This window comes from Rhodoferax sp. GW821-FHT07F03, assembly GCF_059418745.1.
The window spans coordinates 81,593-103,864 of the sequence record NZ_JBWKQM010000004.1 but is presented as its reverse complement, the minus strand read 5'-3'; the positions used below and the strand labels follow the sequence as shown (position 1 = coordinate 103,864).

17 protein-coding genes and 1 pseudogene are annotated in these 22,272 nt (G+C 60.3%); 9 read left to right on the top strand and 9 right to left on the bottom strand.

Annotated elements, in window-relative coordinates; translation table 11 throughout:
* Positions 1 to 107 precede the first annotated feature (107 nt).
* From AC07R0_RS06910 to AC07R0_RS06880, 7 genes are all read left to right on the top strand, one after another.
* On the top strand, positions 108 to 2,366 hold the full coding sequence (locus AC07R0_RS06910; protein WP_495098777.1) for a type I secretion system permease/ATPase: 2,259 nt from the start codon (positions 108 to 110) through the stop codon (positions 2,364 to 2,366).
* On the top strand, positions 2,363 to 3,730 hold the full coding sequence (locus tag AC07R0_RS06905) for an HlyD family type I secretion periplasmic adaptor subunit (RefSeq protein WP_495098775.1): 1,368 nt from the start codon (positions 2,363 to 2,365) through the stop codon (positions 3,728 to 3,730). Before AC07R0_RS06910 ends, AC07R0_RS06905 begins: the two co-directional genes overlap by 4 nt.
* A 109-nt stretch (positions 3,731 to 3,839) precedes the next feature.
* Complete coding sequence (locus AC07R0_RS06900; RefSeq protein WP_495098774.1) at positions 3,840 to 5,321, top strand: TolC family protein; 1,482 nt, start codon at positions 3,840 to 3,842, stop codon at positions 5,319 to 5,321.
* An 81-nt stretch (positions 5,322 to 5,402) separates the two neighbouring features.
* Positions 5,403 to 6,026 carry a hypothetical protein gene (locus tag AC07R0_RS06895; RefSeq protein ID WP_495098773.1) on the top strand — a complete coding sequence of 208 codons (624 nt, stop codon included), beginning with the start codon at positions 5,403 to 5,405 and terminating at the stop codon, positions 6,024 to 6,026.
* A gap of 88 nt (positions 6,027 to 6,114) precedes the next feature.
* Positions 6,115 to 6,954, top strand: coding sequence for an SDR family NAD(P)-dependent oxidoreductase (locus AC07R0_RS06890; protein ID WP_495098772.1), 840 nt, complete (start codon positions 6,115 to 6,117; stop codon positions 6,952 to 6,954).
* 536 nt (positions 6,955 to 7,490) lie between these two features.
* Positions 7,491 to 7,739: a hypothetical protein gene (locus tag AC07R0_RS06885; RefSeq protein ID WP_495098771.1), complete on the top strand. Its 249-nt coding sequence runs from the start codon at positions 7,491 to 7,493 to the stop codon at positions 7,737 to 7,739.
* Positions 7,740 to 7,965: 226 nt separating this feature from the next.
* Positions 7,966 to 8,529: an antitoxin Xre/MbcA/ParS toxin-binding domain-containing protein gene (locus AC07R0_RS06880; protein ID WP_495098770.1), complete on the top strand. Its 564-nt coding sequence runs from the start codon at positions 7,966 to 7,968 to the stop codon at positions 8,527 to 8,529.
* Positions 8,530 to 8,599: 70 nt separating this feature from the next.
* Here AC07R0_RS06880 and AC07R0_RS06875 read toward each other — a convergent pair whose 3' ends face one another.
* From AC07R0_RS06875 to AC07R0_RS06860, 4 genes are all read right to left on the bottom strand, one after another.
* The gene (locus tag AC07R0_RS06875; protein ID WP_495098769.1) at positions 8,600 to 9,478 is read right to left on the bottom strand and encodes a hypothetical protein; all 879 of its coding nucleotides are present in this window, start codon (positions 9,476 to 9,478) and stop codon (positions 8,600 to 8,602) included.
* 197 nt (positions 9,479 to 9,675) lie between these two features.
* The gene (locus AC07R0_RS06870) at positions 9,676 to 10,236 is read right to left on the bottom strand and encodes a hypothetical protein (protein ID WP_495098768.1); all 561 of its coding nucleotides are present in this window, start codon (positions 10,234 to 10,236) and stop codon (positions 9,676 to 9,678) included.
* Positions 10,237 to 10,244: 8 nt separating this feature from the next.
* The gene (locus tag AC07R0_RS06865) at positions 10,245 to 10,604 is read right to left on the bottom strand and encodes a hypothetical protein (protein WP_495098767.1); all 360 of its coding nucleotides are present in this window, start codon (positions 10,602 to 10,604) and stop codon (positions 10,245 to 10,247) included.
* Positions 10,605 to 10,658: 54 nt separating this feature from the next.
* Positions 10,659 to 10,961 (bottom strand): hypothetical protein, encoded by a 303-nt coding sequence (locus AC07R0_RS06860; protein WP_495098766.1) that lies wholly within the window; start codon positions 10,959 to 10,961, stop codon positions 10,659 to 10,661.
* An 87-nt stretch (positions 10,962 to 11,048) separates the two neighbouring features.
* Here AC07R0_RS06860 and AC07R0_RS06855 point away from each other — a divergent pair, with 87 nt between their 5' ends.
* Together AC07R0_RS06855 and AC07R0_RS06850 are read left to right on the top strand one after the other, a co-directional pair.
* Complete coding sequence (locus AC07R0_RS06855; protein WP_495098765.1) at positions 11,049 to 11,339, top strand: helix-turn-helix domain-containing protein; 291 nt, start codon at positions 11,049 to 11,051, stop codon at positions 11,337 to 11,339.
* A 242-nt stretch (positions 11,340 to 11,581) separates the two neighbouring features.
* Positions 11,582 to 12,166 (top strand): scabin-related ADP-ribosyltransferase, encoded by a 585-nt coding sequence (locus AC07R0_RS06850; RefSeq protein WP_495098764.1) that lies wholly within the window; start codon positions 11,582 to 11,584, stop codon positions 12,164 to 12,166.
* Positions 12,167 to 12,487: 321 nt separating this feature from the next.
* On the opposite strand, the pseudogene AC07R0_RS06845 reads toward AC07R0_RS06850, so the two are convergent.
* From AC07R0_RS06845 to AC07R0_RS06825, 5 genes and pseudogenes are all read right to left on the bottom strand, one after another.
* Positions 12,488 to 13,671, bottom strand: a pseudogene (locus AC07R0_RS06845) (IS3 family transposase).
* 194 nt (positions 13,672 to 13,865) lie between these two features.
* Positions 13,866 to 15,233 carry a TIGR02679 family protein gene (locus tag AC07R0_RS06840; RefSeq protein WP_495098763.1) on the bottom strand — a complete coding sequence of 456 codons (1,368 nt, stop codon included), beginning with the start codon at positions 15,231 to 15,233 and terminating at the stop codon, positions 13,866 to 13,868.
* Positions 15,230 to 19,420 carry a TIGR02680 family protein gene (locus AC07R0_RS06835; RefSeq protein ID WP_495098762.1) on the bottom strand — a complete coding sequence of 1,397 codons (4,191 nt, stop codon included), beginning with the start codon at positions 19,418 to 19,420 and terminating at the stop codon, positions 15,230 to 15,232. The genes AC07R0_RS06840 and AC07R0_RS06835 overlap by 4 nt, the downstream gene beginning before the upstream one ends.
* Positions 19,417 to 20,697, bottom strand: a complete 1,281-nt coding sequence (locus tag AC07R0_RS06830; protein ID WP_495098761.1) for a TIGR02678 family protein — start codon at positions 20,695 to 20,697, stop codon at positions 19,417 to 19,419. The genes AC07R0_RS06835 and AC07R0_RS06830 overlap by 4 nt, the downstream gene beginning before the upstream one ends.
* The gene (locus AC07R0_RS06825) at positions 20,694 to 22,226 is read right to left on the bottom strand and encodes a TIGR02677 family protein (protein WP_495098760.1); all 1,533 of its coding nucleotides are present in this window, start codon (positions 22,224 to 22,226) and stop codon (positions 20,694 to 20,696) included. The genes AC07R0_RS06830 and AC07R0_RS06825 overlap by 4 nt, the downstream gene beginning before the upstream one ends.
* Positions 22,227 to 22,272: the final 46 nt, after the last annotated feature.

The following is a 22,272-nucleotide window of genomic DNA, read 5'->3' as shown; positions in this document are numbered from 1 at the left end:
CTTCGGGCCACCTACGGGTGGCCTGAAGCGGATTTGCGCTGTGCGTTCTCCCGCCCTCCCAAGCTCCAATGTCCGATCCCCTGATTTCCCCTGCCTCGGCGGCGTCCATGTCCGCCGCAGCCTCTGCGCCTGTGGCTCCCGACACGGCGCTGCTCTCGCTGCTAATGATGGCCAGCTACCACGGCGTGGCCGCCGATGCGGACCAGCTCAAGCATGCGTTCGGTCAGGAACCCTTCACCACGCAAACCCTGTTGCTCGCCGCCAAGTCCCTGGGCCTGGCCGCCAAGTTGGTGCGCCAGCCAGCCGAACGCCTGGACCGGGCCGCACTCCCAGCGATTGCCATCGACCGCGATGGCCAGTACTTTATCGCCGCCAAACTCGATACCAGCGACAAAGCCAACCCCAAGCTGCTGCTGCAGCGTCCCGGCAAGCCACCTGAAGTCCTGGCCTTGGCCGACTTCCTGGCCCTGTGGTCGGGCGACATGGTGTTTCTCACCTCCAAGGCCAGTTACGCCGGAGAAGTCGCCAAGTTCGACTTCACCTGGTTCATCCCCGCCGTCGTCAAATACCGCCGTCTGCTGGGCGAGGTCTTGCTGATCTCCCTGGTACTGCAGCTCATCGGCCTGGCCACCCCCATGTTCTTCCAGGTGGTGATGGACAAAGTCCTGGTCAACCACGCCATGAAGACCTTGAACGTCATCGCCATCGGCCTGGTCTGCGCCACCATCTTCGAAGCCCTGCTCACCGGTATCCGCACCTACGTGTTCTCCCACACCAGCAGCAAGATGGACGTGGAGCTGGGTGCCCGGCTGTTCAAACACCTGCTGAACCTGCCCATCAGCTACTTCCAGGCGCGCCGGGTCGGCGACTCGGTAGCCCGTATCCGTGAGCTGGAGAACATCCGCTCGTTCCTGACCGGCAACGCCATCACCCTGGTGCTGGACCTGCTGTTCTCCTTCATCTTCCTGGCCGTCATGCTCTGGTACAGCGTCTGGCTCACCCTGGTAGTCGTTGCCTCCATCCCGCTGTATGTCGGCCTGTCCATGGTCTTCACCCCGGTCCTGCGGGCGCGCTTGAACGACAAGTTCAACAAGAGTGCAGAAAACCAGTCCTTCCTGGTCGAAACCCTCAGTGGCATCGACACCGTCAAGGCCATGGCTGTCGAACCCCGCTGGCAACAGAAGTGGGAAAAACAACTTGCCTCTTACGTCGCTGCAGGCCTGTCCACCACCAACATCGCTACCGTTGCCAGTGGTGGTGTCACCCTGGTCAGCAAACTGGTTACCGCGGCCATCATGTGGCTAGGTGCCAGCCTGGTCATCGACAACCAGCTCACGGTGGGCCAGCTGATCGCCTTCAACATGTTGTCCGGCCAGGTGGCATCCCCCATCCTGCGCCTGGCCCAGCTGTGGAACGACTTTCAGCAGGTTGGCATCTCCATGGGCCGCCTGGGCGACATCCTCAATGCCCGCACCGAGGTCGTAGGGCAAAAGACCCGCATCCCGCGTATTGCTGGGGCCATCGAGTTCGACCAGGTATCGTTCCGTTACCGCCCCGATGCTCCCGACGTACTGCGCAGCGTACAGCTCAAAATCCATCCCGGTGAGGTCATCGGCATTGTCGGCCGCTCCGGCTCCGGCAAGAGCACCTTGACCAAGCTGGCGCAGCGCCTATATATCCCGGACCGCGGCCGGGTACTGGTGGATGGCCAGGACATCGCCATCATCGATACCACCTCGCTGCGCCAGCAAATCGGCGTAGTGCTCCAAGAAAACACCTTGTTCACCCGCTCGGTGCGCGACAACATCGCCCTGGTCAACCCGGCCCTGCCGATCGAGGCCATCATCGAGGTCGCCAAACTGGCCGGTGCCCACGAATTCATCTGTGAACTGCCCGAGGGTTACGACACCCTGGTCGGTGAACACGGCACCGGGCTCTCGGGCGGCCAACGGCAGCGTATCGCCATCGCCCGGGCCTTGCTGAGCAACCCGCGCATCCTGATCTTCGACGAAGCCACCAGCGCACTGGACTACGAGTCCGAGAAGATCATCCAAGACAATATGCGCCGCATCTGCGCTGGTCGCACCGTGCTCATCATCGCCCACCGCCTGTCGGCCGTGCGCGAGGCGAACCGCATCATCGTGATGGAGCGCGGCCAGATCGCCGAGATGGGCAGCCATGCCCAGCTGCTGCAGAACCCGCAAGGCATCTACAGCCACCTGTACCGCTTGCAGCAGGGGAACCAGAGCCCAGAATCCCATCCTGCCCCAGCGCCAGTATCCACACCAGCAACAGCGATGCAGGGTGCGGTGGCTAACGCTGTTACCAGCCAGACCACCCACACCCCTCCCGAGGTGACGGTATGAGCCTAGGCCACCGCATAGGAGCCTACCAAGAGCTCATCCAACGCTACGTCCTGACCTTCCGGCACTTCTGGAAGATCCGGGAGTCCTTGGGCGGCGGTTTGCTCAACGAGCAGGAGGCGGAATTCCTGCCCGCAGCCCTGTCCCTGCAAGAGAAGCCGGTGTCGTCTACGGCACGCCTGACAGGACGCATCCTGATGGCCATCGTGGTGGTGGCCTTGCTGTGGTCCATCCTGGGCCACATCGACATCGTCGTGAATGCCACGGGCAAGGTCATTCCTTCTGGATATACCAAGACCATTGCTTCCGTGGACGTGGCCTCCGTACGCGCTGTGCACGTCAAGGAAGGCCAGTTGGTGAAGGCCGGTGACGTCCTGGTGGAGCTGGATACCTCTGCTACCGATGCCGAGCACGACAAGGCTTCGGGCGATGCGGTGGCGTCTACCCTGCAAGTGGCACGGTCACAAGCCATGGTCCAGGCCGTGGACGCCCATCTGCGCCAAGCTCCACAGCTGCCCCAGCTGCCACAGCTACCGTCACTAGCCAACCTCCCCGCCGACCAGGTGCAAGCCGCCCAGCGCCAACTCGACGGCCAGTACCAGGACTTCCTGGCCAAGCTCAACCGGCTGGACGGTGATATCAGCCACTTTGCTCAAGGCCTGCCCTTGGCGACCCAGCGTGCGAATGACTACAAGGCCCTGGCCCAGAACCACGATGTTTCCGAGCACGCCTGGCTGGAGAAAGAGCAAGCCCGCATCGACCTGGAAGGTCAGCTGCAAGATGCCCAGCACCAGCGTGCCGCCTTGATCGCCCAGACCCGCAAGGAAGCCCACGACGCACTCACCGAAGGCAGCCGCACGGCGGCCTCCAGCAAGCAGGATGCCCGCCGCGCCGGCGAACACAGCAAACTGCTGCGACTGACCGCCCCTGTAGACGGCACGGTACAACAGCTGAATGTGCACACCGTCGGTGGTGTGGTACCCGCGGCCCAGCCCTTGATGCTGATCGTGCCGCGTGCCACCCAGGTCGAGGTCGAAGCCTTTATGGAAAACAAGGATGTAGGCTTCGTACAGGAAGGCCAAACCGCCGAGGTCAAGATCGATGCCTTCGACTACACCAAGTACGGCACCATCCCGGGCCGGGTGACCCACGTCTCACGCGACGCCATCCAGGATGAGAAAAAAGGCCTGATCTATTCCGTCAAGGTCGCATTGGACCAGTCGTCCATGGACGTGGATGGCAAGGCCCTGGCCTTGGGTGCTGGTATGTCGGTGAACGTGGAGATCAAGACTGGCACGCGCCGGGTGATCGAGTACATCCTGTCGCCCCTGGTGCAGCACCAGCGTGAGGCCTTGCATGAGCGTTAAGTACGGTATTCCAATGGGGCATAGAACCGGTAATCCACATGAATTCCTTGGCACAAGGGGAAAAACAGGCCAAACAGACACATGGACCACTGCTCCCATGGTGCTGGGCGTGCTCCTTTGTTTGCTGGCCGCACCGCTGCAGGCTGGAGAGCTATGGGACCGGTTGGGTAAACGCTGGGACGACCCGCTGCTCACGCGCCCACCCGTGCTGGATGCGGGCGCGGTCTTGCCCGGAGACAGCCGTCCCATACCCTGTGCAGAGCTGGACATTGCCAACAGCGCGGCAACCAACACCAGCAGCACCAAAACCATCGCAACCACCACCACACTGAGTCTGGCCCAGGCGGTGGATACCGCCCTGTGCCACAACCCGCAGGTACAGAGTGCCTGGGCGGCGATCAAACAGCAGTCGGCGGCACTCGGGGAGGCCCGGGCCGCCTACTTGCCGACCGCCAGCATGAGTGTCAGCCGCACCCGAGACAAGACCTGGATTCCCCATTCGGATCTGCCGGGCGCCAAACTCCTGGGTGATTCGGTGTATGCCAGCCTTAGCTGGCGCTTGTTCGACTTTGGAACCCGCCAAGCCAATACCCTGGCAGCGCGGGCACTGCTGGATGCGGCGCTAGCCAGCCATGACGCCGTACTGCAGAAGACACTGGCGGGTGTCATCCAGGCTTACTTCGATGTGCAGACCGCCCAGGCCACTTGGATAGCCCGGCAAACCAATGAAGCCCTGGCCCGCCAGACACTGGAAGCCGCCCAGCGCCGCGAGAGCAAGGGGGCCGGGGCCCAGTCCGATACTTTGCAGGCCAGTACGGCACTGGCCAAGGCCTCTCTGGACAGAAGCCGGGCCCAGGGCGCCTATGCCAAGGCCCAGTCGGTGCTGGTGTATGTGCTGGGGGTGGAGGCCATGCCAGCCAATACCCGCCTGGAGTTGGCGGAGGAACTGGAGTCAAAGCTGGAGTCAGGACCTGGCATGCACAACAGTCTGCGCCAGGACCTGGACAGTTGGCTGGAACAAGCCCAGGCCCAGCACCCGTCGATTGTGGCGGCCCGTGCCCAGTTGGCGGCGGCAGATGCACGCGTTCTGGCAACCCGGGCCGAAGGGCGGCCCACCCTGGACGTGAGCAGCAACTTCTACCAGAACGGCCGGCCCAACCAAGGTCTGCCCAGTACCAGGACCCGCGAAAGCATGCTGGGAGTGACCTTGACCATTCCCTTGTTCGAAGGGTTTGCACGGACCTACAAGGTGCGCGGTGCCCTGGCGCAGGCGGAGCAGAAGCAGGCCGATCTGTTGGATACGGAGCACCAGGTCCTGATGGAACTGGTCAAAGCTCATGCGGATGCGATGTCGGCACTGGACGAGCTGGAGGCTTCGCGCCAATTGCTGGAGGCGGCGCAGGCAGCATTGGCTTCAGTGCAGCGCAAGTTTGACAAGGGGGCTGCGGATATTCTGGAGATTCTGAGCACGCAGGCGGCGTTGTCGGATGCGCAGCAGGAGCGGATACGGTGTCTGGCGGATTGGCGCGGGGCGCGGCTGCGTTTGGTGGCCAGTGCGGGGGGATTGGGGCGGCTGGGGGTGGCGGAGTGAGGCTATAGCAGCGAAGCTGCAGACAACAAAAATGAAATGTTTGGGCGTTCGAAATATTACGCAGTTGTGGAGTAAATCAGCATGAAGTCTTTTTTGAGTTGGGCAGTATGTGTAGTTGCGGTACTTGTCTCAGGCTGTGCGTCCGTGGAAACGGCCAAGGCTGATCTGGGCTCTGGGCTTGCCCGGACGTATCCCAACACGTATGACGCTGTATGGGATGCTGCGCTCAAAGCACTACCGGCACTCAACATCGTGGTCAGCAGTGCAGACAAAGCAACGAACACCATTGCCGGATCCAAAGGTGTGTCCGCATTCAGCTGGGGAGAGAAAGTGGCGCTGCGCATCACCGCCGAGGGGGAGAATCAAACCAAGGTTGAGGTGGTGTCTAAACGCGCTATGCTTTTGAACGTTACGGCCACCGACTGGACACAAGACATCTTGCAGCAGATCGCACGCAAGTTACAGCGAGCAACCGGCAACACATCGCTTCCCCTACACGGCAATTCCATTGCAGGATTTGCCGAATACCAGCAGAAGCCCTCGCCCAAAGCTTTCGCGATTGCCGACGGGGGACATTGGGGGAGTGTTTCAGGTCGCAAGTCTCGGACCAATGAGGCGGTAGCGGCGGAAGCGGTTGAGGAATGTCGCAAGCGCGGATTTACGAATTGCCACGTGTATGCAGTCAACGATGAAATTGTGGAGTAGCTATAGATTGGCGGGGAACGTACTTCCTCATAGTTGAAGTTTTCGTCCGCATCCTTCATTTTATTTGGTGTCGCCATATGGTTGTATCATGCAACCGATTGGTCGGCAGCCATTGAAAATGGAGTACCTTAATATGGCAACATTCAAGCAGCAATACGACTTGCCTGCATGGCGTGGCCGCATGGCAGGGCGCGTTGGATTGGTCACCGGGGGCGGCAGCGGTATTGGACGTGCGACAGCGATCCGGATGGCGCACGAGGGAGCGGTGGCGGTCGTGATCGCCAATCGACGCGAACAGGAGGGACAGGCCGTGGTTGCCGAATGCCAAGCTCTAGGCGTGCAATCGCTGTTTGTGCAAACGGATGTCACACGCGAGGACGAGGTGGCGCGGCTTGTTCAAACGACGGTGGATCAGTTCGGATCGCTGGATGTGGCGTTTAACAACGCTGGTTTTCAGGAGCGACGTGCTCCGATAGAGGCGCAAGACAGTAGCGTCTACGACAACGTATTCGATGCCAATGTACGTTCGGTATTCTTATGCTTGAAATACCAAGTACCAGTCATGGCGGCACAAGGAACCGGCAGCATCGTCATCAACGCCTCTGTCAGTGGTCTGCGCAATCCCAATCCGGGTCTATCGCTGTACTCCGCCTCCAAGGCTGCCGTGATTTCCTTGATGCGATCGGCTGCCATGGAGTGTGCTCCGCGCGGCATCCGCATCAACGCGGTGGCACCTGGGCGCGTAGTGACCGACATGATGTTAGCGTCAGGTATCGCGGACATGTCGGTTGTGGCTGCTTCTCTACCTCTGCGTCGCATGGGTCAGCCAGAGGAAGTCGCCGAAGCGGTAGTCTGGCTGGCTTCGGATGAGGCTTCGTATGTCGTGGGCCATGTCTTGGCTGCGGATGGTGGTTTTACCGCGTCTTGAACAGAACTGCGAATGGTTTAGAGGGAGGGCTTCATACAAATACTTGAACTGCCTCTTGGTAGTCCAAGTTTTTATATGCCCCCTTTACGTATCCAAAACCAATGTAAACATCCTTTTCTGAGGTATTGGAACGTAAACCTCAGCTGAGCTTCCCTTAGGCTGGGGCTTCGATTAACAATGGGAGCTCGGATGAAAATGAGAGTGAGGTTGAAACTGGATTTGGATATTAAGCCGGATCTTCTTGAACGTATCGGCAGAACCCTTGTTGGTTTAGCCACCTTGATGATCTGCTGTGGAACGATGTGGATACGCTAGGCTGGGCCACCCAGATGGACGCCCTGTGGCCCGGGGACAGAATGTCTCCAGCAAGCACCAGGACATCGCTCTCAACCTCTGGCATGGAAAACGTGGCGTGATCCAGATGCAGGTCTGACAATATGTGGAGGCGCATGGTGGCTGGACTCTGCAGTGAGAATGGACGCGTACACGGTAATTGCTGATTCGGCAGTGGATACCACTGGAGCTGGAAATGTTCTATGACCCGCGATGAATTGATTGCAGTCGTGCCGGTGCACGACCAAGAAGGACGCCCCTTCTATGTGGACTTGAACGAGATCCCGCAGCCCTGGCGGGACCAGTTTTCTGACACTTTGTACGGCGCCCAGTGCCCGGTCGTACAGGGCGTCGAGAGGGCGGCCTATGCGTCGGATTGGCAGAGCTGGGTAAGTGGCAATTGGCACGGTGGGCACAACGTGCCAACAGGCTTGGAGGGCCAGCAAACATAAACCCCATCATCTGGCATGGTCGACACACCGGTTGGCCGACACCCTATGTTCGCAGCGCTGGCCCGAGAATAGACGGAGGCTACATGCCTGCAGTCTTCATGAACCCGGCCGCTCGGTATCCGTCAGTTTGTAGCCGATCAACGGACTCCCAAAAATACATGTTGTTGCGTTGAGATTTCAACCTGCTTATTCTTGCCACTTGGCTCCACCATCCATTTGGATTTCCATGCCCAGCCTCCCTCGTTCTGCCGCCGGCACCACAACTGGCGCTACGGCGCGCCCTTCCAACTTCTGGAGGATTGCCCGTGGACGCAGTGGCCGCCCCAGCATCACAGCGTCGCGCCGTATATTTGCCGACCTCGTCGGTCAGGTGCTGAACGCGCCAGCCTCTGACCTGTTCGAAGCGCTTGAGGAGGGTGTTCCAACCTATGTGGTTGACCTGATTGCCGCAGCAACCCAGCTGCCCGCATCGTTTGTCATGGACATGATCGGCATCTCACCCAGGACGTTCCGGCGCAGGGAACAGGCGAACGAGCCACTGCCCGATGTGGCGGGCCATAGGGTGATGGGTTTTTTGCGCTTAGCAGCAACCGTCCAGGGTGTGCTCGACGAAAGCGGCGATCCGGAAGCTCTACCGAGCTTCGACCTGGGAGGGTGGCTCGGGAATTGGATGCAGCAAACCCAGCCGCAACTGGGCGGCAGAACGCCGGCCCAGATGCTGCGCAATCCCGAAGGACTGCGCGTCCTTGAGCAGGGCATCCAACGTAAGCAGGCGGGCGTGTTCGTGTGACGCTACCTTCCTTCTCAAGAATCTGCGCAAGATAAACACCCTCGACGTGCTTCACGATTCTGGCGGTCGGTTAGCCGTCACTCAAGGGTTCATGGTCCGACGGATCTCTGGGGCAATGTAGAAACAGGGTTCTGGCAGCAGACTGAACCGTATCCGCACCTGACATCCAGCTGGCTGCCAATGATTGTGAATATTGCTTCCACACCGCAGCGGCGATGTCGACCGTGACGTCTTGTCCGAGCGCATGCAAGGCCTGCTGAACATTGCGCGCGTCTGATGTCTGGTCCTCATCCAGTTGTAGCGCCCCATGGGAGGCGCTGCTACGCTGGATCCAGCGAGCTAAATCTGACGCAAACTTCTTCGCGTCTTCGTCCATCAGTCTGTCGAAATCAGGGCTTCCCAATTCACGACCGACTGGCACCATGGAGTCCCATGCCACATCTTCGTCCGAGGGCGTGTAGTGCGCGCCAGATGTGGACGTTGCCGAAATCCGGTCCCCTGGGCCGATCCAGAACTCGTGGGACCCGCAATGCTCGGTAAACACAGCGACGCGATAAATGGCCCCCTCAGCGGGTGTTGTACCCACGTAAAACGCCCGCCGGAACGTCAGATCGGTGCCATCCTTGAATTGGACGTGAACACCGTCATCTGAGAAATCTGCCGCCAGCAGGTTGTATTCAAGAATGTCTTCGACGGAGCGGCCCAGTCGCTTGGAAAGTGCCATCTGCCAGTTCTCCAGCATACCGATCCACGGCATGGCTGCTTTGCTTCTGAGGTGGTCCAGTTCCTCCTGGGCTGCAGCCCGGATATCGTCCGGGGACGGTGATGGCGACTCGTCCTCATCAAAGATGCGCTCCAGGCGTGCTCCGCGCACGTCCATGGTGGCGACGGCGTAGTCAAGCCAAGACAGGAAATTGGTCGGCGGTGTCGGCGGGGTTGGTGTATCCATATCAGACCTCCATTTTTGATTGAAGACCTCCCGGTTCTGACTGTCACCGTTTTCAAGACAGTTGGCTACTTTTCAAAGTAAATTGTGATTTCTCCAATTCACATTGAAATGTCATAACAATCAACGACTTAGATAGTTCAAAGCAAAACAGCCATGATTCAATCCATGGTGAATATTGTTTGAGGGCAACACACACGCTACCCGGGTGCCCGACTTCCAAGCTCTGCCGCTGTGGCCGCATCCGAGCGTGCTTTCTCTGCCTGCACCATGCTGCTGTACCCCTTCCCATCAAAGAAGAACTCCTCCTTACTGGAGAAAGTGCTCTTGGCAATCTTCTTCTCGATAGGCTGGTAGCGGATGCTCCAGGCCTTGGCACTGTTCTCCAGCTCGGCCGCGTACTCCTTGGCCCGTTCCGCGGCTGCCGGCGTCCCAGCATCCTCAATCTGCCGCTGCAGCACCATGGCCGTGCCGGCGGTGGCACTGCTGCCGTAGCCATAGCCACCGCCCCAGGTGCCGGCACCAGCACCTTGCTGGTTCATGAGTCCGGTACCGAAGTAGGCGCCTTGGTCCAAGGGGATGGTGGACACCACCTGCCAGCCTTCGGCATTGATTTCCGTCACGGCTTCCGCCATGCGCTGGAACATCGCTGCATTGTTGAGGGCGGTGTCGCCCCACACGGATTCAACGTTCCTGCCGCCCTGGTTATTCCAGATGCCCCACTTCAAGATTTTGATCTTGGTTTCAAACCCTTGCGCCATCGCTGCTCCTAGCTCTCAATCCGTCCGTTGACTTCCACCGTAGCGGTGCGTGTTTCCGCATCCTCGGGCCAGCGGTACGTCCAGGCCAGCATGATCCAGGTCCAAACCAGAAAGGCCGCAAGACCGGCCAGGCCCAAAGCCATCTGCCCCTTCTCCAGCAGCCCTATGTACAGGCTGAAAAACGCCCACACCGCGGATCCGATGGCAAATGCCAGTAGACGTCCCAGTCTCGGTTTACCCGACAGGCAGTGGTAGCAAGCCAGAAGGAAGAAGACACAGCCCACCAGCCAGTTGAGCAGGGGCACTAGCAATACCAGGTAGCCACCCCAGAACTGACGTGAGCCTATGACCGCGTTTGGATTGCCCATGGATAGCCTTGCAGACGAGATGAGAAATAGAAAATCGGGGAGGAAGCTTGCTACCTAAGCAAACGGTGCCGAGTCCAGCGTCCAACCCATATCGCCTTCGTGCTTCAGCATCAACCAGGTTTCTTCCCGCTGGACGTCCAAGTGCCGGCGGATAACCACCGCTCCCGGCCAGGCACTTTTAGGAGTCAGTTGACGAACGAGCTGAGCAGTTTCCTCGCCGGCATATTTGATAGCGGCCTCGGCTACATCCGTAGCCCGCTCGGAGGTAAAGCCGAGGTCTTTGAGTTTCTTGGCTGCTTGCTCGCATCCATTAGCAAGTCCTACGCGCAATGTGCGTCCACGAAGTTGTGATTTCATAGTCGTGTACTGAGAATGAATTGGTTTTAACCGATTTTCGCATATTCGATTTTCGCATTGATTCTGCTGGTTTCAGAGACCCGCAGAATGCCCGATTCGTTTCACTCAGAGCAGTACAAGATCTTCATCGCATTGCTGCGGGAGACCAGAAAAGAGCTCGGTGTAAGCCAGGAGGAATTGGCTCTTGCGCTGGGGATGCCGCAGACCACCGTTAGCAAATCAGAAACTGGAATCCGGCGTGTGGATATCGTCGAGCTCCACGCTTGGCTACGTGCATTGAATGTGGATTTGACGGAGTTCATGGCCACGCTTCTGAAGCGCTGGGATGCCCATACAACGCGGCCGTATCTCCATGGGAAGGTCGTGCGTAAGTCCTAGAGTCGCGCTGAAACCATACATGATGGTGCGATTTTTCAAGACTCAAGCGGCGTTGACGCGCATACATCGGATGGAACATCTCCACCATATTTGGGCGACCCAGGCTATGACCTTCCGCGACGGACAAGGTGGTGCCCGATAATAAAGTCCTGCGCCGCCTGAAAAGGCTTCGAACATTCAAGTTCTGCGCTGACTCTACGAGAGCCTATCCGTACCAAACAATGACAAGGGAGTGAAATCGCATGAGCATTCAATTGCTAACGCAACTTGCGCAGGCTGGAGACTTTGCCCAATTTAAGACGGTCTTTCCAACGGTTCCACCATGCACCGATGCCGAAGCTCGTACTCTTATCAATGCGGTAGTGGCGGCCAATCCTCCAGAAAAGACCGCCATTATCGGGGCAGTACTTGCGCTAAATCAGAATGTGCCTGCGCCAAATAGCTACCCAGCAGACGTCCAGTACGTGTATCGAGGATGTGTGCTTCCCCCGAACGTCGTTAAAGCTGAGGGTTTTACTGCATCGATGAGTTCAACCGCCATCTTGGAGCACAAGCGCACCACAGGTGCAAGCTGTTACGTGAGCTGCAGCAAACTGCTGGACATCGCTGTTGAATTTGCGCAGAGTCAGAAATTAAAGAGGAACGTTCCGCAGGGCTTTGTTTACAAAATTGAGCCTCGAGGCGGAATTGACTGTGTGAAATGGTTCTTCCCACTTCGTGAGTTTCACGAGGCTGAGGCTGAGGTGGTCTTTCATAGGCACATTCCAAGCAGTGCTGTAGTAGCGTATGCCATTGATACGGCTCCTACCAATTTCATGCCGTTGTAGAGCTTAAAATCTTGAATGCATTTCAAGAATTTTGTATTCACCATGAGGATGCGGGAGAGTATCTGGTTGGCACTGGCGAATGGCTCCGAAAAGCTTTAGGTCAGTGGTGGCTTACACAGAGATGAGACGATGCAAGCCAAGCCAGCGAGCCAGCTCCGGCAGCGCGCGGGGCCCTTTCTTCAAGAACATCCCTGTCTCTCTACTGACCGACAAGGAGCGCAAAGACTGGGTTGTCAGGATGGGGGAGCATGCGCGCAGCGAGCTTACCGACGCCCTTAACCATATTGAGGCCCTAACGACAAGGGTGGAACCCTGTGCTGGTCAAGTTTTTTCGGACACAACGATAGGTAGTTTGATTGCCGATTGCTGCTCGAAGGCATTGGGTGGCAAGTTACCCAGTTTGGAATGCAGCCGTACGCTGTTGTAGAAGCCCACGATGTAGTCAGCGATGTCTGTCATTGCCTCGGTGTGGTTGGCGTAGTCGCGCTGCTAGACCCGCTCCGTCTTGAGGCTGAGGAAGAAACGTTCCATCACCGCGTTGTCCCAGCAGTTGCCCTTGCGGCTCATGCTGCCGACGAGGCCGTGACGCGCCAGTAGTGCCTGATGCAGCGCACTGGCGTACTGGCTGCCCCGGTCGGAATGAACAATCAACCCAGGTGCAGGTTGGCGCTGCGCGATGGCCAACTGCAGTGCCGAGCACACCAACTCCGCATGCATGGTCGGCGCCATCGCCCAGCCCACGACTTTGCGCGCATACAGGTCCAGCACCACCGCCAGATACAGCCAGCCGCTGCGCGTGCGGATGTAGGTGATGTCGCTCACCCAGGCCTGGTTGGGGCCGCTCGGGTTGAAGCGCCGCGCCAGCACGTTGCCTGAGACTGGCAGCGCATGACCGCTGTCGGTGGTGTGGACGAACTTGCGCCGCCACACGGCCCGCAGTCTGTGCTCACGCATCAAACGCCGCACTCGGTAACGCCCGATATGCAGCCCCTGGGCACGCAGCACCGCACCCAGGCGACGGCTGCCATAGACCTTGCCGCTGGCGGCGAACTCGGCCTTCAGCTGCGTGCTGACCAGGCAGGCCTTGGGCGCGAGCTTGGCGCGCTGACGGGCACCGTAGTAGCCTGAACGGCTGACGCCCAGCACATGGCATAGCCGCTCAACGGTGATGGCCTTCTTGTGCAACTGGTCGACGAGCTGGTAGCTCATCGAAGCTCGCGGGCAAAGAAGGCCGACGCTTTTTTTAGGATATCTACGTCGCCGCGCAGCTGCTTGTTCTCGGCCTCCAACTGGCGGATGCGTTGCTGCTCGGCGGTGAGCGGTTTGCCGATGCCGGGGCGGCCTGCAGCCTCTTCATCGGCTTGCGTCAGCCAGCGCCTTACGGCTGTCTCTCCCAGCTTCAGGTCGCGGCAGACCTCAATCACGCTCAAGCCTTGTTCGCGAATCATCTGCACGACTTGCAGCTTGAACTCCGCATTGAATGTCCGTCTTTGTTTCTTGGTCATATTCCTCGTCCAGGTGGATTCCACCTATCGAGGTGTCCGGGGGAATTAGACCAGCACACCCTTCCAGACACTGGCCTGTTACAGCCGACCTTGGATTGACCAGTTCAGCGCGCTTGTGCCAATGCCGAACTGATAGATCTTATCTATCGGGAAAGGCACACCCAGCTTCGTTCTACGTGTGCTCGGGGTTGTCATTAAATTACTGGCGGTTTGGTCATTCTGCAGTTGACGTCAACACAGCTGCCGTTCTCGCTAGTTGCATGGCCCTCAGGCAATGGCTTCCCCGAAGACTTTAGATCGTCAATCAGAAGGGATGCAACAGCTTCCTCCGGGATCGCCAGTCCATGCAACTGCATGATGGCACCCAGGCTTGGATCCCAAGAAGCCGTCACGGTGATGTCCGAGATATCCCGCTCTTTCTGTGGGCATGACCCGAAGGCTTGACGGTAGTCGTCTGACTGAAACCGCCACGGTGTAGCTGTGCACAACCGCATGACGTAGTTGGCGATATGAATGCCAGCCCAGTCGAAATCACCGTGATAAAGCAGCTTTGCACCGGCGTTGGCGAGTTGCGTCAGCAACACCCTCTGGGCGGCTGCAGGCATTCCATCCGTGCAGACAAGTGGCGCGCAGGCGCAGCCCAAGTTGTCTGCCGCGATGGACACGATGTTGGGGTTTTCGCAGACATAGACGGCCTGGTCAGCCACAGACCACGCGATTTGCGTTCGCAGCAACTGGCGCAGCGACAGGTATCCTGGCTCCCCCAGCGCCGCAGGTGGAAAGGATCCGCGATCGACCGGTAAGTTCAGAAACAGGACAGGGCGGGCTAGTTCATTGACCAGGATACCCGCCTGTGCCCACGTCTCCCGCGCACGCTCTGCGGGACGGTTGATGTTCTCCGCGTCCGTGGCGGCGTCTGGTGGGTCATGCTCCCGCGCGGCATCGTTGACGCTGTGCCGCAAGACAGCCAATACCAAGGTGGCCGTCGGCTGACCGCCGTCGAGAGCATGCGCGTTGCCGAGCACGTCGGCCGCCAGCTGAGCGCGTGTCAAACCCGCCGCCGGCAGATGCTGCAAAACCGCATCGACCTGCTTCAGCAGTTTGATCGCTGTGTCGGGATCTTGTCGGGCCATGCGCTTGATCAGGCTGGGCGCGGAGGTTGTCTGCAGCCAGGCGCTGAGTGCCAAATGCGACGTCGAGGTGTTGAGGGCCACGGCCCAGCGTGCGCGCAGTTCTTCTTTGGCTGCGGTCCGATGGATCAGAGGTCCGTCGATGCGCTCCAGTGCCTCGCGCAGCGACCCTGAAATCTGCGCATTGCGCAAAGCGGCATCGAACTGAGCGATATCGATGCGAACGGATGGGGTAAAGCGAGACGGGAGACCGACGATCAACGCCAGGGCTTCATGCTCGGTGGGGCTGAGGCCCGTGAGCTGAAGAACCCTTTTGTCAGGATTGTCACCATGGCGCTCGAAGTGCCGCCTCAAGCGACGGCGCAAGGCACTGAGCTCGGATCCACCGAGCCGGCGTTTCAACTTTGGATCGATGTCAGAGGTCATCGTCATGGCTGCAAGGGCGTGGGAAAGCGCCGGTCCGGGTCTTCTTCGCGTCGTTTCGCTCGACCGTCCCAGAGCCAGCGGGACACGAACACCGCATCCATCCCTTCGCGCCGCTGCAGTTGACAGATGGAAACGCCGGGCAGCTCCGCGTAGCATGCCCATTCTCGCTCGCTGGTAATGACGAAATCGAGATCGAACTCGTGGATCAGCCCCATGCAGTGAGCACGCGCTGCGTCATCGATGCCCGCGAAGGCTTCGTCGAGCAACATCAAGCGGGGCGCATACGGACTGCCACCCCGTCCGTAGAAGCTGGAAATCGCCGCGAAAAGAGGGACCGTCAGACCAAGTGCCCGTTCGCCACTGGAGGCAGGTCCGGACAGTTTGCGCCACGGATCACCCTGTTGGTGCTGACGCTCCACACGGAAGCGATGCCAACGACGGTAGTCCAGTGCGCGGGTCAATTGGTCCATAAGGCTCCCGCCGGGGCCAGCAGTATCGGCATCCGACCGTGCGCGCTCCATGGCGATCTGTTCCTGGAGCATGACGCCCACGACTCGCCGGTCTTCCGTCGACCACATATCGGAACTGCTGTTGAGCAAACGCTCGCGCGCAATGTTCAATCCAGCCGGCGCCCCTTCTTCGGCGGTCAGCGGTTGCCATTGAAGCCGATAGCGCACACCCGTGGAAGTCGGGCGCTTGTGAAGTTCCTCATTGATAGCGTTTACCTGCTTATCCGCAGTTCGCATGAGGCGCTGGATTTCAGCAGCGATCTCGGCTTGCAAGTGGTTCTCCAGGACTTCTCGCTCCTTGGCGGAAAGCAACTCGGTGCGCTGGGCGATGTCATCGGCCAGTCGGGCGGCCAGGGAGTCGGGGCGCTCAGGCCGGTTCTGATACATGACGTGTACCGAGAAGCCCCAGTCGTTGGGCTCGGAGGTGGCCTGGTGGCCCAATGCGCTCAGCGCACGCTGCAACTCGGTCAGGTCTTCAGCCACTTGACGCTGGATGCGTCCCCAGGCGGTGTCATCGTCCGGTACCTGGGCAAGTGCTTGCTCTGCCCGTCTTGCCAGATTCAGCGCGGGGTCGATGGTCCAGGGAGCAGCTTGATCTGGGATCGGAAAATCCGGTAGCGCGGAAGCCAGCAGACTGCTGTCAGCGAAGTGCTGGAGCCGCTGAATGGCTTGGGCGCGAACGACGGCGCGATCGTCCAACAGCCTTTCTGCGCCCTCCGCCTGTGTGCCGGCGACGGCGCGTGTTTCGCTGGCTTTCGTGAGCTTGGTCTGACTGATGTCTTCAGCGCTGTCAGCGCCTCTCACTTCGTTCGCCGCGGCAGTGAGCTGCAGGCGGAGGGATTCGACTTTCGCGCCGACGGAGCTTTGGAGGACGTCGTAGCGCGTCTTGGCCTTCTCTGCCCGCTCGTCGGCACTGGCCAACTCTTCTTCCCGTTCCATCACAGCGCCGCGCGCTTCTTCCTCCCGTTCTTGCTGTTGGAGATGATCAGGTCCGGCGCTGCACCATTCACGCGCGGCCTGCGTTACTTGCTGATGGGCATCGGCGAACCGGTCCAGTGCATCCGACACGGGCGACAAGTCGTCGAGTGCGCTCGGCAATTGAAGGTCAGCGGCGTCGCGTTCCACGGCGTCGCGTGCTGCCTGTAGTTCTGACTCTGCGGTTCTGCATTGGCTATCGGCGACATCAAGGCGCTTGCCGGCCTGCAGGACGTCGCGTGCTGCGCTGGCAGCCGCCTGGATTGCCTTGTGAAGCGGACTATCCGAAGGCGCTTCGCTCCATTCACGTTCCGCGCTGCGGCGGGCTGCCGCCAAGTCTTCGATCTCTTGCACCAGCCGTGCATCTTCCTCGTCGATTGCCAGGAGCCGCGTGGCGATCTCTTCAAGGCGGCGCTGCCGCGCGCGCGCCCGGGCGGTGTGGCCGATGTAGACGGCCTCGGGTTTTCTCCAAGCTCCCGCCAATGCGCCGAGGCGGTATCGACCGTCGGTTCCAATCCACGATTCGGCCTCGCCGGAATCGTTCGAGCCGCATGCGACCGTCACGAGGATATCAGCCACGAGATCCGATGTAACACTGCTGTCGTCGGGCACGACCGCCTGAAGCACTTTGGCCAGGCTGTCGGTAGTCACAAAAGACCGTTGCACCCATACGTTGTCCAGCAGCGGCGTGCCGTCAGCGTGCGTCAAGACTCCATCGGGCGAGAGCCATGCATCGAGCAGGCCCGAGGCTTCGAGCGCCGCTTCCAGCCCGGCGCGTTCTTCCGTCTCCACATGGGGCAGAAAGTCGACCAGTTGCCAGAGTGGTGCGCCAGCTCGCTCATCCCGGACACCCGGCATGCGCGTGGCCGGCGGCGGCGGTGCCGCATCGTGGCCGGCCGCCAGCCGATCTCTCTCCTCGGCGAGCTCCGCGCGTTCCTGCTTCAGATCGCCCCCTCGGTTTTCCAATGTGAGCTGCTTACCCGCGTGCCGCAGGGCGGCCTGCCGATAGGCCTCCGTCAAAACCGCATAGATCGGGTTGGGACCTTCGGGCAAGGCAACCCATGTGGCGAGCTGTTCCAGTGGCTCCACGACGTCGAAGCGAAGCTGCACGAGGCGGGCGCAATGGGCGGACCATGCGTTTGCCAATTCGTTGCCTGCACTCTCTGCTTCCTGATCGGCAATGGCACGAGATTCAGCCAGTTCTTCCAGTTCTGCCTGCAGATCGCGTTGCGTGGATTGCGCTGTCTGTAGCGCCGTTTGCTTGTTCGCTGCGGCGACGTGACGTTGTTCGAGATGGCGGATGCTCTCGCGCCGTTTGCTCGCAGCGTCCCGCAGCAGAGCTGCCGCAACTGCGATCTGCGCGATCGGAAACTGTGCCAGATCCTCCAGCGCCAGCGCAGCGAGCGGGTTGTCCACGAGCGCAGCGTCCGTGCCGGCCAGCGCAGCTTCCGAAGCGCACCGTGCCCGGGCGGCCAGTAGTTCCTGCTTTGCCGCCTCAAAGCGCTGGTTCGAGCGACGACTGCGTTCTTCTTCACGACTCAGGGCTTGCCGCGCACTGTCACGTTGCCGGAGGGTTGTCTTCGCTTCCTCTTGCCGCTCCGACGCATCCTTCTCGGCCTGGCTCAGGCGGTTGGCGTCCTGATTGGCAGGATCGCTTTGGAGCGTTTCCAGTCGTTCCCGGGCAGCAATCAGACGCCGCTTCGCATCCTCGTGATCGGTGATGGCTTGGGCCTCGTCGGCTTGAGCGGTCATCAGTGCCGCACTCGCCTTGCTGCGGTCCTCACTGGCGTTGTCAAAACCGGTCTGAGCCTGTCGCAGCTCTCTCGCTTGTCGGCGCGTCAGCGTGCCCGCGTATGTCCGGTACCGCTGCTCGAAATGCTGAACGGCGCGTTCCAGTTGGCGTGTTTCGTCCAGCTGGATGCGATCTTCTTCCAACTGGTTCAGTGCTTCGGCGACGTCGCCGAGCAACTCCGTCGGCAACGGCGGGAGCGCCTCGGTGAGCGCATGGGACAAGCCCGCTTCGTCGGGCTTCTTCGACAACTGGGGCTGGCGCAACTGAATCAAGGTATCCATTAGCGCTTCATAGCGCTTTGTACCCAGTTGGAACAAGCGTTCGTCGACCCCTCGCCGATAGCTGTGGGCGTTTTCGAAGATCTTGCCCCGCCCCTGTGCTTCAACCGTATCGCGCAGACGTTCTCGGGTGAGAACCACGCGCTGTTCGCTGGTCAACCAGATGTCTTGGCCGATGCGGGGGTCTTCGCCTGCCGCAGCCCCTTCGAGGATGAAGAACCAGCTCTCCACCTGCGTCTTGCCCGTGGCTGCGGACAGACCTGCCCCCAGCGTGAGGTAGCGGTGCGTGCCGTCCGCCATTCGGCGACCGAACTCGATCCAGGTATAGCCGATGCGGCGTTGATAGCCGCTCATCAGCAGGTTCCAAGCCATCTTCTTGCCGTTATCGCCATCTGGTTCGATCCGCGAGGGCCTCAGATTCGCATCGAAAAGAAACGGCAAGGTCAGCGAGAGCACCTTTGATTTGCCTGTGCCGTTGTTGCCACGCAGAAGCAAATGGCCATCTCTGAACCAGAACTCTTCGCTGTCGTAGTGGAATAGCTCAACCAGGCCGAGCCTAAGAGGTTGCCAGCGCTCACGCAACGGTTCTGGCAGCGCTGGGCGCAACGATGAGGGCGAATCAAAGAGTGCGTCTGTCATGCGTCGAAGAGCGTATCTGCTGAGCCCTTGCGCACGGACTGTGTGGCAGGCGGGTGGATCTGAGTTTCACCGATGGCGAATCGAGCTATCGCCGCCAGTGGGCGGATCTGGCCGTTCTGATGTGCGATGAGTTGAAGTTTGTTCAGCCTGCCCAGCGCGATGCTGGCCAGTTCCTTCTCGGCGCCGGGCTCGCGCGCCGATTTGCGCCAATAGCGGCCATACCGGTCCATCGCGCCCCGCAAGAACGCGGCGATCGCATCGTCCGTGGTGACTGGAGAAGCTTGCGCATCGCGTAAACGCTGAGCGAGGTGTTCCGCGACCAGCAACGTGGCATGGGCCTCGGTACCTTCCGCAGGCATCGAGATGTCGGTCAGTTGCCCGGATTCGTCGGTCAGTGCCAGCCCTTCGGCGCGTTGCTCGGCGACCAAGCCAGTAGCGTCGCAAAGCCGTCCCGCCATGGCACCACGCTGGTTGACGAAATAGGCCTGTGTGTCAGCGCCCAGGGAGGCCGTGTAGATCACCGGGTCATCCAACAGCCGGCGTGCGAGGTGGTGGCGCAGGGTATCTCGGCGTCCTTGTTCGCCATCGACCGCATGCTCAACCGCCAATGACCGCAGCCTGTCTTCGAAATCGACGGGCATGTCTTCCTGCCGCCACGTGGACGGTCCACGCACGGCCGCGAGCATGCCGGCCAACATGCGGCGTTGCACGTCGTAGAGCGCATCGTGCTGGGCCGCGCGGTGGTCGTGAATGAAGCTTTCCTCATCCCCCGCCACGCGTTGCAGCACACCGTGTTCCAGCAGAGTCCTGCAGACGGCGACGAGATCCCGGCGATCCGCAGAACTGCGCAATGCGAACTCGAACCCGCGTGAAGTTAAGGTGGCCTCCGCTGCCCACTGCACCACGCGCTCGCCCAGCAACTGCAACGTGATCTGCGGATCGGCCCGTTCGAGCACAGCGCAGGCCAGGCAGAGCAGGACATAACGGCGCTTGTCGTAGGCCGGCAGACCTCGGGTGTCGTCGGCCAGGTTCGCCGGACGTTTGAACAGTCGGGCACCCTCGCGCTCGACATGCAGGGGCCAGCCGGCTTCCCGCGCAAACCAGTCGCGTAGTCGTTCAGCTTGGCGCCGGACGGCTGGGAAGTCCTCGTTACCAGGCGCCATCAATGGGCGCATCAGAAGCGCTCGAACGCTGCGACTGAACTCGTCTTGCTGCTGCGCCTTTTGGAGTTCTCCCAGGCGCTGGTTGTCTTGGCGGGGTAGGGGGCGCGTACTCATATCGGCGCCTGCGTAAAGGCGATCGTGAGTAGGTGGTCTCTGCCCGAGAAGATGCCCGCTGGCGTGCGAATCTGGGCTTGGCTATCGCCCTCCAACGGTTCCATGCGGATCTGCAGCAGTCCATCCCCGGTTTGACGCTCGACACTCTGCTCAGGACTTGACTGTTCCGCCAAAGCCTCGCCGAGCAAGCTCAGGAACAGTCCGAATGCGTGCGTATCCAAATCGCCCAGTTCAGACAGCCGAGTGGCGCGACCGATGGCCAGCCGTTGGCGCGCCGCATCGACCTGGCGTGATTCCTCGGCTAGCTGCTGCGCCATCAGTGCACGTTCGACGCTACGATCACGCACGCGTGACAGCGCACCGCGCGGTGCCGCTTCGCCATACTCGCGCAGGCGCGGGCTGATCTGCAACGGTGGCGCCTCCGCCCAGGAGGTGCTGGGTGGTAGATCCTCTTCCGCTTGCGGGTTGAGCGAGAAATGCCGTGCTGGCTGGAGCGCAAAGGCAGCACGCGCCAGACGGTGCGCCTGTCCTTCGGTCTCGCAGGCGGCAAACCATTGGGCCAATGTTCGGAAATCCGCCGAGCGATCGCTGCGCCCGCTGCGCCGTTCATTCATGGCGGCGATCGCGCCCAGCAACTGTGGAATGGCAGCACGGGCTCGCGCACGCAGCAGTTCAGCCTGGGGCGGTTCGGCGCCTGTCGCCAGGAACCAACCTCGAAGTCCTTTCCACCGTTCTCGCCATGCGCGCCAGCGACGCATCTCTTCGTCTGTTCGGTTTTGCGCATCGCCAGGCGCCGTGTCTCGCGCCTCGCGCGCGGCGATCTGAAGAAAGACGGCGTCCATACGCGGCGAAAGGTATTCAATGAGTTGGGCGATGCCGTCCGAGCGGCGCACCAGGTCGCTCATGAAGCGCTCCAGGTAGTCGATCAGTCGCCGTTTGTAGGCGATGACCATATTGGCCTCGGCCTGCTGGAGCTCTAGGCTGCGCGCCACACCTGCCATAAATGCTTGGGCGTTTTCGGCCAAGTCCTCAAACACGCGAACCAGGTCTCGCAAGATCTCGTGCATCTTGGCGACATCCGCTCCGTCAGCCGAGGCCGATTCGTCGACGAGGTGCCGCAGTGACAGAAGACCGCTAGCGATATCCTCCAATGCGACGGTTTGCAGTTGGGCTCGGCGCCGCAAGGTTTGAAAAAAGACGGACAAACCGGCTTCCGCGGCTTCACCGCCATGGGACAGGCGATAGAGAAACCGCGCACGATAGAAGTCACTTAGCGACGACACGCGCGCGGTGTCGGGTTGCGATTCCAGATTGCCCCAGGCGGCCAACTGAGCCAACGCACCGTTGACTTCCTCGATGCGAGGAGAAGGGGTGGGCCAATCAGCCTCCGCCAGCACCTCATCAGGACGCAATTGGAGCCGGTACTGCCGTTTAGCTGCCGCGAAGACGTCCATGATGGAGCGGTAGAACGCAGCCTTTTCTACATTTAGGTGCTGGAAAAGCTCCGCTGCCGTAGTCGTCTTCTGCATGGAACTGCTCCTCCCTATAAATACGTCTTGGGACTATTGTTATAAA

Coding starts and splice junctions, on each gene's coding strand:
- AC07R0_RS06875 (WP_495098769.1), bottom strand. CDS start 9,478: ATGGATACACCAACCCCGCCGACACCGCCGACCAATTTCCTGTCTTGG.
- AC07R0_RS06840 (WP_495098763.1), bottom strand. CDS start 15,233: ATGACGATGACCTCTGACATCGATCCAAAGTTGAAACGCCGGCTCGGT.
- AC07R0_RS06835 (WP_495098762.1), bottom strand. CDS start 19,420: ATGACAGACGCACTCTTTGATTCGCCCTCATCGTTGCGCCCAGCGCTG.
- AC07R0_RS06830 (WP_495098761.1), bottom strand. CDS start 20,697: ATGAGTACGCGCCCCCTACCCCGCCAAGACAACCAGCGCCTGGGAGAA.
- AC07R0_RS06860 (WP_495098766.1), bottom strand. CDS start 10,961: ATGAAATCACAACTTCGTGGACGCACATTGCGCGTAGGACTTGCTAAT.
- AC07R0_RS06850 (WP_495098764.1), top strand. CDS start 11,582: ATGAGCATTCAATTGCTAACGCAACTTGCGCAGGCTGGAGACTTTGCC.
- AC07R0_RS06825 (WP_495098760.1), bottom strand. CDS start 22,226: ATGCAGAAGACGACTACGGCAGCGGAGCTTTTCCAGCACCTAAATGTA.
- AC07R0_RS06895 (WP_495098773.1), top strand. CDS start 5,403: ATGAAGTCTTTTTTGAGTTGGGCAGTATGTGTAGTTGCGGTACTTGTC.
- AC07R0_RS06865 (WP_495098767.1), bottom strand. CDS start 10,604: ATGGGCAATCCAAACGCGGTCATAGGCTCACGTCAGTTCTGGGGTGGC.
- AC07R0_RS06890 (WP_495098772.1), top strand. CDS start 6,115: ATGCAACCGATTGGTCGGCAGCCATTGAAAATGGAGTACCTTAATATG.
- AC07R0_RS06870 (WP_495098768.1), bottom strand. CDS start 10,236: ATGGCGCAAGGGTTTGAAACCAAGATCAAAATCTTGAAGTGGGGCATC.
- AC07R0_RS06880 (WP_495098770.1), top strand. CDS start 7,966: ATGCCCAGCCTCCCTCGTTCTGCCGCCGGCACCACAACTGGCGCTACG.
- AC07R0_RS06855 (WP_495098765.1), top strand. CDS start 11,049: ATGCCCGATTCGTTTCACTCAGAGCAGTACAAGATCTTCATCGCATTG.
- AC07R0_RS06905 (WP_495098775.1), top strand. CDS start 2,363: ATGAGCCTAGGCCACCGCATAGGAGCCTACCAAGAGCTCATCCAACGC.
- AC07R0_RS06885 (WP_495098771.1), top strand. CDS start 7,491: ATGACCCGCGATGAATTGATTGCAGTCGTGCCGGTGCACGACCAAGAA.
- AC07R0_RS06910 (WP_495098777.1), top strand. CDS start 108: ATGTCCGCCGCAGCCTCTGCGCCTGTGGCTCCCGACACGGCGCTGCTC.